We start from the raw sequence: 12,874 nt of genomic DNA, 5'->3' as shown, positions 1-12,874 counted from the left end.
AGTTAATCAAGTGAACTCAATTTAGGTGAACTCATGATATTTACCGTCGACAATGTAGTAGAACAAAAGCTGCCAAAAATTAATAAAACCCCCTGGTTATCAACACCGACTAAAGCCATGCTGCGCTACCTATTAAACGAAAAAGAGTGTAACGCTATCGCTACACAGTTTTCTTATTTAACAGGGGTGGACTTTGTTGAGCAAGTACTTGCCAGCTTTAACTTTAATTACTCTGTACCAAACAGCGAGATTGAAAATATCCCCCATGAAGGTCGCGTAGTGATTTATGCCAACCACCCTATTGGATCCCTCGATGCCCTTGCCATGATAAAGCTCATCAGCAAGGTCAGACCCGATATTAAAGTGGTTGCCAACGAGTTATTAATGGCACTCGAACCCATGCATTCGATACTGCTTCCAGTACGCAATATGACGGGCGGAACCCCAAAGCTACATCTAGATAATATCCATCAACACCTTAAAAATGAGGGAGCGGTATTAATTTTCCCCTCAGGTGAAGTGTCACGCTTACGCCCCCGTGGTGTAGTGGATCTTCACTGGCATTCTGGCTTTGTTAAAATAGCCAAAGCTTGCCAAGCGCCATTATTGCCCATGTATGCTGATGCTAAAAATTCGGCTGTTTTTTACGGCGCATCAATGATCTACAAACCGTTAGCAAGCTTACTCTTGATCAAAGAGATGTTTAAGCAAGCTAAGAAAACCATGCCCATTCGTATCGGCGAGCTAATCCCCAAAGAAGTCGTAAACAGCACCGACTTTCCGTTAAAAACCAAAGTGAAACTCCTGAAAAACCACCTCTATCGCATAGGCAAAAACCGTAGCCCTTTGTTTAGCACTCAAAATGCCATCGCCCATCCTGAACCACGTGCAGAACTGGTGGCGGCATTACATCAATGTGAGCTGCTCGGTGAAACTCAAGACAATAAAAAAATCTATCTGTATCAACATAAACAAAGCAGTCCAATTATGCGTGAAATTGGCCGCCTTAGAGAAATCGCCTTTCGTGCCGTTGGCGAAGGCAGTGGTAAGCGCCGTGATACCGACAAATACGATGCCTATTATCAGCACTTAGTCTTGTGGGATCCGAGTGTACTCGAAATCGTAGGTTCCTATCGTTTTGCCGGCGCTAAAGAGGTGCATCAACTGCAAGGGGAAGATGCCCTATACAGTCAGTCTCTATTTAATTATCACGATAATTTCGCGCCCTACTTTGAGCAAGGATTAGAGCTTGGTCGCAGTTTTGTGCAGCCTAAATATTGGGGTAAGCGTAGCTTAGATTACCTATGGTTTGGCATTGGCGCATTTTTAGTTCGTAATCCACAATACCGCTATCTATTTGGACCGGTCTCCTTGAGCGATCAAATTCCGGAGCGCGCCAAAGAGCGTCTGATCCATTTTTATAAAACCCAGTTTGCCTGCGAGCAAGCACTCGCTCACTCCTACAGCCCATTTACTTTTGGTGTAAACCGCGAAATAGAGCTTGAACAAGGCTACTCTCATTTAGACTACACAGAGGGCTTTAAACAACTAAAGCTAACAATGGCAAGCATGGACAGTGCCATTCCAACACTTTTTAAACAATATGGTGAGCTGTGCACTCAAGGTGGGGTAACGTTTCTCGATTTTGGCATTGATGTCGAATTTGGTGATTGTATCGATGGCTTAGTGTTAGTTGACACTCACAAACTTACCGCTAAGAAACGTAGTCGCTACTTGGATTGCCACCGACCAGAGTTACAACTTGGCGATGAGATAAAATGAGTCTTAACTTAGCGACTAATTTAGCCTGTGAACTTAACCCACTAATTTAACTCTGTGGGGCTAACAAGAGACAAAAAAGCCAGTCAACAAGGACTGGCTTTTTGACGTCTGTTAATATGGAGGTTAACTCTATTTCGTTTAAGCTAGATAGCCCAGCCGCCCATATAAAATGCCACTAAACCAACGGTAATAGCCAGTACGCCCGGCTTTATTTGACGCCATTCACCACTACATAGTCGGCCAATAACTAAGGTCACAAAACCCAGCATAATACCTGTCACAATGTTACAACTAAGAATGATAAATACCGCACAGGTTAATCCGGCCATAGCATCGACTTTGTCGTTAAAATCAAGCTTAGTCACGTTACTTAACATCAATAGTCCCACATACATTAGCGCTGGCGCTGTTGCGTATGCCGGTACTAAGTAGCTTAATGGTGCAAGAAACATCATCAGCAGAAATAACACACCTACAATCGTGGCCGTTAAACCCGTCTTGCCGCCAGCTGCGGTACCCGCAGCAGACTCGATATAAACAGCCGCTGGAGCGCCGCCAACGGCACCTGCAAAGATACTGCTTACAGAATCAGAGGTTAACGCCTTACCGCCACCAATAATATTGTCTTTGTCATCCAGCAGCTCAGCTTGGCCAGCTACGGCGCGAATGGTACCTGTTGCATCAAAAATAGCGGTCATCACCAATGCCAGAACAATCGGTAACACGACTGGATTTAATGCACCCATGATATCAAGCTGGCCGATAAGCGACTCATCAGACATCAGATCAGGAAAAGCAAAAAGCCCTTGATACTTAACACTTGGGTCGAATACTAATCCAAATACCGACAGTGCAATAATCACCAACAAAATACCGCCCGGCATGCCGCGGCGCTCAAGGCCTATGGTTGCTGCCAGACCGATAATGGTCGCGATAACGGGGAGACTATGGATATCACCTAGCGCAACAGGTAAACCTGTATCGTTGGCAACAATCAATTGCACGCTGTTGGTGGCAATCAGCAATAAGAATAAGCCGATACCAATGCCTGTACCGTGAGCAATGCCCTTAGGCAGATTAGTCAGTACCCACTGACGAACACCTGTGACACTCACAAGAGTGAACACGATACCCATCAAGAAGATAGCGCCCAACGTGACCGGGATTGAGATCCCCTGGCCAAGCACCATGCTAAAGGCGGTAAATGCCGTCAGTGAAATTGCGCAGCCGATAGCCATTGGCAGGTTTGCCCACAAGCCCATTAGCAAGGAACCAAATGCCGCAATTAAACAGGTGGCGATAAATACTGCACCAGTGTCGAATCCCGCAGCACCTAACATATTCGGTACGACAATCACCGAATACACCATAGCAAGAAACGTCGTTAAGCCCGCGATCACTTCACGTCTTAATGTGCTTCCACGGGCTGATATTTTGAAATAGCGATCCAAGACAGAATCGGTAGGAGTAGCAGAGCTTGCAAGAGTCTGTTCAGACTTCATAGTAGTGATACCTTTTGATCTCTTAAATAGGGTTAACCAATTGAGTTCAATTGGCCACTTGGCTATGGCAGGAAGAGCCCCGACTAAAAATGTCGGGTGAGAGATCCACCTTATGTATATTAAAACGAATATTTACACAAAGTGACCTGCGAGCAATATGCCTGGTAAAATTTACTTTTACCAACACAGCCGTTGTTGGCGCGGAGTTTACAGCAATCAACAACGGGGAAATAGTTCACAAAGAAGATTTTTGATTCGTATCAACAAAAAATATGCCAATCGCGATTCATATGAAGGCTTTTCAGGTCGAGGGCGCTAAAAGGTAAAAAGTAACACTAAAGACTTAATTGTTAGTGTTACTCATTCATGCCAAATAGCACGACTGCTTATCGGCGACGTTTATTAGCGCCTAACGCACGCTTCTTTGCTCTTTGGCGCTGAGCGGCTTTACTGTTCTTGCGCGTAATAGGCTCAAGCTTAGTTAAGTCGGGCTCAAACCCTTCTAACCATTGCTGCGGCAAGCGTTTATCTAATACAGACTCCACCTCTTCAAGCAGTAAGGCATCATCTTCACTGTAGAGGGTTATCGCTTTACCGGTGTTTCCCGCACGGCCGGTACGGCCAATACGGTGGACATAGTCTTCTGCCACAAATGGAATTTCATAATTAACAACGACCTTTAACTCAACAATATCCAAGCCACGGGCTGCCACATCGGTTGCCACCAGCGCTTTAACCTTACCTTGTTTAAAGTCATTAAGTACTTGCTCGCGGGCGCCTTGGCCTAAGTCACCATGAAACGCCTTAGCCTCAATCCCTGCCGCTATCATTTTTTGCGCGATAAGGTCAGCCGTTTGCTTTTTACGGCTAAAGATCAGCACCTGTTGCCACGCGTTCTTATTAATCAGATGGCACAAAAGCTCTGTTTTACGTTCACTATCAACAGCGAAAACCACTTGCTCGATACTACTTGCGGCACTATTGGCTTTATCGACCTCTATTCTAATCGGCTTTTGGAGTAACTTTTTACTCAAGTCAAAAATGGCCGAGCTAAAAGTGGCTGAAAATAATAGAGTCTGACGCTTGGCTGGCAGTTGCTTTAAAATCGCATTAATTTCATCCATAAATCCCATGTCTAACATGCGATCAGCTTCATCAAATACCAAGTATTCGATACCGGATAAATTGAGTGTCCCACGGCGCACATGATCCAGTAATCGCCCGGGAGTCGCGACAATAACATCTACACCTGCTGCAAGTTTTGTCGCCTGGGCATCAATACTCACACCGCCATATATCACCATGCTAGTAATATCGGTATTAACCGCATACTGACTAACGTTGGTATTAACCTGCACCGCAAGTTCACGAGTTGGCGCCAATACCAGCACCGAGGCCTGTTTGACTATACTCTGTTCCTCGCTGGAGGCTTTATCGATTAAGCGCTGCAGTAAAGGCAAGGTAAACGCCGCGGTTTTTCCGGTCCCAGTCTGGGCACTTGCCATTATGTCATGGCCAGCCAAAATAGCAGGAATAGCCTCAGCCTGGATGGCTGTTGGCTGCAGGTAACCTTTTTGTGCTATCACACTAAGCAGTTTTTCACTTAAAGGCAGAGATGAAAATGACACGTCGGTATTCCTTGATTTAAAACATAAATATTACAGTGCTGCAGGCTTCTCAGTGTTGAAACAAGCCAGAGCATTAAACATAGCAAACAATTTCTCGTAGGTGGCGACTTGCACTTACAAGTGCTATTGCATTCTAAAACAATTGTGCTCAATGAACGCCATCGGCCTAAGACCGAAAAGCTAGCCTCAAATTGCGACTTCAAGCCGTTACACCGAAAGCCCATATTAGCTATCGAGCAAAAGTGAGTCCGCTATTTTACCTTTGCCGCTTATTGATAAGCTATCAATTAACGTCCTATTTGAATATGACAGGTTTAGCCTGAACAGATTTTAAGCGATCTGGCTCACAAGTCGCTATAAAACTGCACCGATAAATCCGAGTAAGCCACTTGAGATCACAGTTTCCCTGCGCAAAAAAACGACAATAGCAATCCGTTTTTTAATGTCTTTTAGGTTTTGCAGTTTAGTGTTCGAATTATCACATCAAGGGTTACTTTGGGTCCAAGCTTTAGGTTTTATTTCAATGGCCATTGGTTGGTGGGCCAACTCTCAAAAAAATGATCAACAATTGCTATCAGGCAGCCTCATCGCATCTGGTCTCACAGCAATCCACTTAGGGTTACTTGGCAGCACATTGGGCATGCTCAATCAACTTGTTAATGCTGTGCGCTTTGCGACGTGTCGACATAGCTCAAGCCGGGATAGTTACTTTAAGATGATTCTGCCTGTGCTGTTTTCAAGCATTGCGATTCTACAAGGCGTTATATGGGCCGAACACTGGAGCGAATGGTGCACTGTTGCCAGCGCTGTAATGATGAGTTTTGCGCTATTTTATTCAAGCGGTACAAAATTACGCTGTGCTATTTTACTTAGCAACCTGCTTAACTTAACGCTTTCTGTGTATCTTTTGTCTTGGTCTGGAATGTTATACCAGCTAGTGACCGTAGCGATTTTAACACACGGCTTATTACCCCATAGACAACCTCAATATCGCAGTGAGCAAACGGCTTAAATACGTTAACTCACGAGTATTTAAAAACGCTAACGCTTAGTGTCCGCAAGTTTGTTGGCGACAAATTTGTACAAGAATAATCTTGTAGCTTATGATTACGCCCATAGATCATGAATACAAACATAGCAATATTCGCGTCGCAGCAACTCAATATGCTAAAGGGTCAAGGATCGATATGGATGAAAGACGGTTATTTTCGCGGTTACTATTTACCACAGATGTTAAGCTCATTAGCCATGATTGCAGCTGGGGAACCAAGCTATTAGATATTAGCCTTAATGGCGCCCTCATCGAGCAGCCAACCCAGTGGGAGCCGAATATAAAGTGCGCGAAACTCGAGATTTTAATTCCTGACTCTGAAATCACATTGCAGATGCAAGTGCAGATAGTGCACCAAGAAAACCAACAGCTTGGGCTAGCTTGCAAGCACATTGATGTTGAGAGCATTAGCCATCTACGACGGTTGCTTGAGCTCAACCTTGGTGATGCCGCATTATTAGATAGAGAATTAGAACGATTATTCGTGCCAAATAATCCGTAATCCGTAATCCGTAATCCAGCGACTCTACACTCCAGCCACGACAAGGCAAGATACTGACTTTCATACCTAAAACACCGCAAATCATGCGGCGTTTTTTTGCTGTTTTTTATTTTAGTAGTTTAACGTACTAGTACTTTAATGTTTTAGTACTGGGGCAAAGACTCAGCCAAAATACTCTACTCAAATACGCTAATCAAAATCCGCTACTCAAAAAATCAGCCCCGCTAATTAATCAGCTCAAGCAGTTCATGGATAGTCTTCACCGGAATAATCTTAGCGCCAGAACCTTCCATTGATTTATGGTAATTACGAAATGGAATATAGATTTCTGTAAAGCCATGTTGAACCGCCTCTTTAACCCTTGGTACACCGCTATCAATGGGGCGAACGTCGCCGTTTAAACTGAGCTCCCCCATAATGCAGGTCGTTCGCGGGACAACAAAGTCATTCAAACTACTGAGTAAAGCCGTCACCAAAGCCAGATCAATACAGGTTTCTGACTCATCAATTTTAAGGCCACCTACCAAGTTAAAATAGGTATCGTGGAAAATTTTAGTCTTAGTATGTTTACGCAAGATCCCTGTCAGCATCTTAATGCGGTTCATATTCAAACCGACACAAACTCGCTGTGGAAACTCAGCTTCAGTTTCTGTCGTTAAGCACTGGATTTCAAGTAACAGATTTCGATTGCCTTTACGGATGCAGGTGATAGCAGCCCCTGGCGACTCGGTAGTTGAGCCTGAAAGAAAAATCTCACTTGGATTATCAACACTTATCATACCGCGCTCGGTCATTTTAAAAATACCGACGGTATCCACATCACCAAAACGGTTTTTATTCGCTCTCAGTGTGCGGATCTGTCCGTCGTTACACTCGATATGCGTTAAACAATCGACGATATGGATCAGTGTCTGTGGGCCGGCGGTTTCATTATTCTTATTGACGTGCGCGACTAAAAACATGGTCACGTTATTTTGCTTACAATACTGAGTTAGCGCTTGAGCGCTACTTTTAACCTGTGACGGTGAGCCTGGACTCCCGTTGGCTAAATCGGTAACCACTGCTTGAATTGAATCGATAACCGCAAACTTAATTTTTTTCTCTTCAAGCTCTGCAATAATGGCTTCAACGCTGGTTTCAGCCATTAAATATAAATTGTCTTCATTGCAATCTAACTTAAGACGATTAACACGGTTTTTAAACTGAGATAATGACTCTTCGGCAGTGCAGTAAAGTGACGGCATTAACTGCGACATACGCGAGACTAAATCCGACAAAATCGTGGTTTTACCGGCTCCCGGATCGCCAGAAATAATATTAACTGAGCCTGTGGTTAAACCGCCGCATAACACACGATCGAGCTCACCAATACCGGTCAGCATCTTCTGCGCTTCAAACTCTTCAATCTCTTTTAGCTTCTTTGAACCACCGCCAACAGAGCCCGCATAACCAGAGACGCTGCTACGCGCAGGCTTAGATGCAGAAATTTTAAGTTCACTAATGGTATTCCACTCCTGACAAGCGCTACACTGTCCTTGCCAACGAGGGAAATCTTGACCGCACTCATTACATACGTAAGCTGTTTTATTCTTTGCCATAACTCTTTTTAGATCGCATTTTTAGATCGTATAAAATCAGTAAAGTAACGCCAATATTGGCCGATACTTATTTAAGATAGCGGGAATAGAGAATATTCCCCTCAAATATTGGTCCATGAGCCTACCAGCCATTGGTCTTTTTAGCATCCCAAAAGAAGTGATTAATGACTTTAGATTTGCACAAAGCACTTGTTGAGCAGTTAAAACCCCTATTAATGGAACCGGAATTCTCAGAACTGTTCGAACAGCTTACTGTTGATGAAACCAATTCAACACGCTTTTTGCTCAAAATGGAGCTCAATAGACTCGCCTCCAGTTGTACTCGAAAAATCGACTTACGCAATAAAACTGAACTCGAATGTGAAATATTTAGTTTTGCACAGCAGCAGCACTATCTCGATGCGCCAGCGAAAGAAAGCTTTTTAGAAGCCCTCGCTCTTTATCGCGAACAGTACACCTTAGGAGTGTATGAGCAAGTCATTGATAGCCATAAACAACGAATTACTAAACAGCGACGATCGGGTCAAAATGAGCCCGTTGTAAATTCATCGCCGTTTGTCGCCGATGGTGTGGTATTAGGCAGCTACTTTGCCCGCAGTGAAGAGCGGATGAACTACAGCATGCGCATCAATGTGACTCAAGGCCACCTCAATCTTGATGGTATTACTGTCGATCTCTCTGTGGGCGGCGCACGCATTCGCCTGAAGGCAAAACATAGCCTACAAACCAATATGCCTATTCGGGTTAAGCTGCTTGAGCTAAGCGACGAGTACTATCATCAAGATCTGCAACAAGGCGTGGACTATCAAATTGTCGACGTAGAGCACAATCAAGAGTACAGCTGGCTTAGACTGAAACGGCTATCAGGCACAGATGCCTTAGCCGATATGCTAGAAAAGCTGATCCGAGTCTATAAGTTCCGTTACAAAGTCGATGTTAATGACGTATTAACGACCACTAAAGGGCTTGGCTTTGAGCGTCATTATCTACCGCACCTACCCCATCTGCCGTTATTTGTTGCAACGAAGGCAAACCCAGAGGCTAATCTCGACTCGCAATTGGTACTCAGCCATAAACTATTGAGCCGTGATAACCAGGCCATTAGCGAATATTTCAAAGATGAAGAGGACATTAGCCAACTAAGCAGCTTTCTCACGCCAGATAGACTAAAGCGCATTATAGATTCGGCTGATGATAACCAGCATAGCCAGTTCTTCTGCTTCACCTTCACTGTACAAGGCGCTAAATTCTTTTATTCAGCGAGCTTGGCAGAGCTTAATTCTCGTGGTCTGTTAGCGCTATTTTTAAGTTTTGCGGCGACTAAGCCTAGCTTTAAAATATTTAAAGTCAGCAAACAAACTATCGATCATCAACAATCTTATAAAGCCAGTATTTTACCCGGCGATGAAGGGCGCTACTCAGCGCTAACAGAAACGCAACTGAGTGCTTTTAGCCATGTATTACAGATCATTGATATGACGCCCAGTAAGGCGAGTGAATTATATCAGAGCTGGGCAAAAATCAACCAAGACACAGATAACCAAGCTAATGTTAATGAGTTAAAAATCTTTGGGCAAAAGAAAATATCTGCGCACACCATTAAACTTATCTCACTGCAATTTAGCGAACGACGTAATGAGTCACGCTTTGCCTTTAAAACCGCTGCACTGCTTAGCCAAGGCAAGCTGAATGTGGTGGCAAGTACCGATGACATTTCAAGCCGGGGTATGAAACTTAGCATCATAAAGCCTGTAAACTTCAATCTGGATGAGCCTATTTTAATCAGCTTTCCTAAGCTACAACCTCTGGCCGGCAAGACATCTTTAGCATCACTTCCTTATCGACTGATCCGTACTCGTAAAAACGGCATCACCTTGCACCTAGCAGCGCAAGTTGGCCATACACCTCATGTCGGCGTGGAGTTTTTAAACCGCTTGATTGAGCACAATCGGGACAAACTGCAAAAAATCACCGAAAATAACCAAAATGTGAAAGAGCTGGCCGATGGGATGAAAAATATCATCATGCGCAATCTGGTCTCTGTCCCCTTTTATCTTGAGCGCACGGTGAAGTCGGCTTATATCTCGACATTAGGGATAGGTAAACAGCAAAACCATATTGCTAACCTGTTTGCCTCTCAAAGCGACAATACACTCGCCTATGATTTAGCGCCGCTGCTAAATGACGGTAAATTAAGACGTGACTTTATTACGCCTATTCGCACGATGAAGCCTCAGCATGGTTTATCTCATTTTGAAGTCCTGGTGCAGATCTCACGTATGTCTCAAGGACAGATTAAAGTCCGCTGCCTTAGCGATAGTGATATGCCTCAATACGCGCAGCAGCTTAGCTTTATTCAGCGCAGCCAACATCTAGGCGAGTTTTTAGCACTGCGAGTTTACCGCGGAGCCACGGGGAAACCCGACTTAAACTACATACGTCGCGAACTGGAATATATTGCGATTCACGCCCCTCACAAGGGCAAGAAACTCGAACAACAACTATGGAACATCATAGGCGTAGGTGAGCTTTTAGATATCACTCAAGAAGTGTTACTGCGGTTCCCAGAGCTGAGCGCTGAAAGTTAACCTCCAGTTTCATCTCAATCCAAATGTATCTTATTTCAGGTGCACCTTATTCCAAGTGCATCTTATTTCAGGTGCATTTGTTTAAGTGCACCCAATTCTAACCTTACGATATCAAGCTTTTAGGCTTAATCACTCGGTACATGTAACCCACAACCACAAGATTAATGACTAAAACTGCAGCGGTTAATAAACTGGGTTTAGTGAACATCTCGTAGGCCTCAAATGGTAGATAGATCCCGCCGCTAAGCAAGGCAAACCACTCTGTCCACACTAAACTGTGCCACAAGCCATAGGCTTCAATAAATCGCACAGCCCCATACAATAAAGCGCCGGCCATAACCAAACTAATATTACTTGCAGTCACCTTGCCCGCCTCGCTAATGGCCTCTTGTACTAAATGATTGGCAGGATTTAAGTGAGAGTGGCTGAGCAGCGCCTCAACAAAATGCTGAATATTGTCCCCGGCTAATGTATGCAGCCCAAATACAACCAGTACCGATAACAGGCCTTTTGAGGCTTCAAGTAGCGCGACAGCTTTTAGCCCCTTCTTTTTTGACGACATAGTGACTGTTCTTGATGACATAGTAACCTTTCTTGGTGACCTAATGACCCTAAGTACTGATGATGAATAAATGCCAGTTATTAAGGACTAGCGGTCATGGATAATAGAAAATTAGACTGTAATCTTACGCCATTTTAGTGCCTTTTGTGGCGGATGAATGATAATTCACTCACACCTCGCCAGTGCAGGTTAAAACCAACCTTTTATCACTCTATTCTTATAAAAATAGAACAATTAATCACTAATGATTAATTAACAATGAACTGAAGATGTATTTTTATTAATGAAGCTGAATAGTTAATTTGCGCCATTACATCCTGATGTATAGTGCTAACTCAGGCGAGTTGCGCATAAAGACTGGAGAAAACTCCACCCTTATCGTCCGCTAAAACGCCACACTAGTAATACACTTAAGTCACTTTTGAAAATCATTTTCGTCAGTCACTTTACAGAGTAATCTTAATGAACCACTCTAAGTAACCTACTCTAACGATTGCAATAATTGGCTGCCGCCTTGAGTACTTGGCCCATTTAGGAACACCGACAATGCTAGATTCATTTGTCTCAGTCATCACTGCCCTTTGGCAGCAAGACTTCGCTTTACTGCAAAGCCCTGGCAGTGCTGCCATGATATACCTCTGTATATTCACCTTAATTTGGCTAGAAAGCGCATTGCTTCCTGCAGCCCCTATGCCCTGTGACAGCGTAGTGATCCTGTCAGGCAGCTTGGCTGCTGCTGGCATTATTAGCCTGCCAATGGCGTTTGCCGCATTAGTTGTCGCTGGCGCAACGGGAAGCTGGGTCGCCTTCATTCAAGGTCGATGGCTACATAAACTACCAAAAATTCAACGCTGGATAGATGCCGTCCCAGAAAAGCGCATGAAAACGGTAGATAACTTGCTTAATAAGCATGGTTTATTAGCCCTATTTACCGCGCGATTTATTCCTGTCGTTCGCCCTTTACTGCCGTTAATGATGGGGCTGCACATTAAAAAGGTGTCTCACTTTCATTACTTTGCATGGCTAAGCGCTGCAATTTGGAGTGCACTATTATTGGGCTTTGGCTACTCACTATCTTATCTACCTGAGAATATAGCGAGATTTGTAACTATGGCGCTCATTATCGCCCCTATGATTACCTTAGGCGTTGCAATCATCAGTCTATTAAGCAGCTTTTTAATTAAGAAAAGACGCGCTAAAAAGTCAGTAGTGACAGACGTGCTTCAAGAAAAAATCCACGAAAAGATCCAAGAAACGGTAATGGCAAAAAAATCATCTTTGTTGAAAAACCCGGTCGAATAACCCCGTTGCCCGATAAACTTTAACATAGGTGTGACTGAGTCCGCCTTCGCAGGAGGCAGATTGTTATTATTTGCCTTATAAGCAGCCAAAGCGCACTGATGTAAACAGCTCCCAAAAGGGAGCTGCTTGATATTTAAATACCAATCTAAGTACTAATCTAATAAGTGCTAATCTAATAAGTACTAATCCTAAGTGCTAATCTAAGTACTAATCTAAGTACTAATCTAAGTAGCAATCTAAGTACTAATCTAAGTAGCAATCTAAGTACTAATTCTAAGTACTAATCTAAGTAGCAATCTAAGTAGCAATCTAAGTAGCAATCTAAGTAGCAATCTAAGTAGCAATCTAAGTAGCAATCT

At 43.7% G+C, this 12,874-nt stretch carries 9 protein-coding genes; 5 read left to right on the top strand and 4 right to left on the bottom strand.

Annotation, left to right across the window (positions count from 1 at the left end):
- Positions 1 to 33 precede the first annotated feature (33 nt).
- On the top strand, positions 34 to 1,782 hold the full coding sequence (locus tag ACVBIO_RS17865) for a GNAT family N-acyltransferase (protein ID WP_447173133.1): 1,749 nt from the start codon (positions 34 to 36) through the stop codon (positions 1,780 to 1,782).
- 143 nt (positions 1,783 to 1,925) lie between these two features.
- Here ACVBIO_RS17865 and ACVBIO_RS17860 read toward each other — a convergent pair whose 3' ends face one another.
- Positions 1,926 to 3,284, bottom strand: a complete 1,359-nt coding sequence (locus ACVBIO_RS17860) for an NCS2 family permease (protein WP_447160088.1) — start codon at positions 3,282 to 3,284, stop codon at positions 1,926 to 1,928.
- Between the two features lie 386 nt (positions 3,285 to 3,670).
- A complete protein-coding gene (locus ACVBIO_RS17855) occupies positions 3,671 to 4,912 on the bottom strand; it encodes a DEAD/DEAH box helicase (protein ID WP_447163348.1) in 1,242 nt (413 codons plus the stop codon).
- 466 nt (positions 4,913 to 5,378) lie between these two features.
- Between ACVBIO_RS17855 and ACVBIO_RS17850 the strand changes: the two genes are divergently transcribed.
- Together ACVBIO_RS17850 and ACVBIO_RS17845 are read left to right on the top strand one after the other, a co-directional pair.
- Positions 5,379 to 5,924, top strand: coding sequence for a YgjV family protein (locus ACVBIO_RS17850; protein ID WP_447160090.1), 546 nt, complete (start codon positions 5,379 to 5,381; stop codon positions 5,922 to 5,924).
- Positions 5,925 to 6,099: 175 nt separating this feature from the next.
- The gene (locus ACVBIO_RS17845; protein ID WP_447160091.1) at positions 6,100 to 6,465 is read left to right on the top strand and encodes a PilZ domain-containing protein; all 366 of its coding nucleotides are present in this window, start codon (positions 6,100 to 6,102) and stop codon (positions 6,463 to 6,465) included.
- Between the two features lie 224 nt (positions 6,466 to 6,689).
- Here the strand turns inward: ACVBIO_RS17845 and radA are convergent, their stop codons facing one another.
- Positions 6,690 to 8,063, bottom strand: a complete 1,374-nt coding sequence (gene radA / locus ACVBIO_RS17840) for a DNA repair protein RadA (protein ID WP_447160092.1) — start codon at positions 8,061 to 8,063, stop codon at positions 6,690 to 6,692.
- Between the two features lie 164 nt (positions 8,064 to 8,227).
- Here radA and ACVBIO_RS17835 point away from each other — a divergent pair, with 164 nt between their 5' ends.
- Positions 8,228 to 10,651, top strand: coding sequence for a PilZ domain-containing protein (locus tag ACVBIO_RS17835; protein WP_447173132.1), 2,424 nt, complete (start codon positions 8,228 to 8,230; stop codon positions 10,649 to 10,651).
- A 103-nt stretch (positions 10,652 to 10,754) separates the two neighbouring features.
- Here the strand turns inward: ACVBIO_RS17835 and ACVBIO_RS17830 are convergent, their stop codons facing one another.
- Positions 10,755 to 11,234, bottom strand: coding sequence for a DUF2127 domain-containing protein (locus tag ACVBIO_RS17830; RefSeq protein ID WP_447169333.1), 480 nt, complete (start codon positions 11,232 to 11,234; stop codon positions 10,755 to 10,757).
- Positions 11,235 to 11,759: 525 nt separating this feature from the next.
- Between ACVBIO_RS17830 and ACVBIO_RS17825 the strand changes: the two genes are divergently transcribed.
- Positions 11,760 to 12,515: a DedA family protein gene (locus tag ACVBIO_RS17825; protein ID WP_447160095.1), complete on the top strand. Its 756-nt coding sequence runs from the start codon at positions 11,760 to 11,762 to the stop codon at positions 12,513 to 12,515.
- Positions 12,516 to 12,874 lie beyond the last annotated feature (359 nt).

The sequence above is a fragment of the Shewanella sp. 0m-8 genome (genome assembly GCF_052977265.1).
Note: the sequence above shows the minus strand (reverse complement) of the source record. Positions and strands in the feature narration are given on the sequence as shown.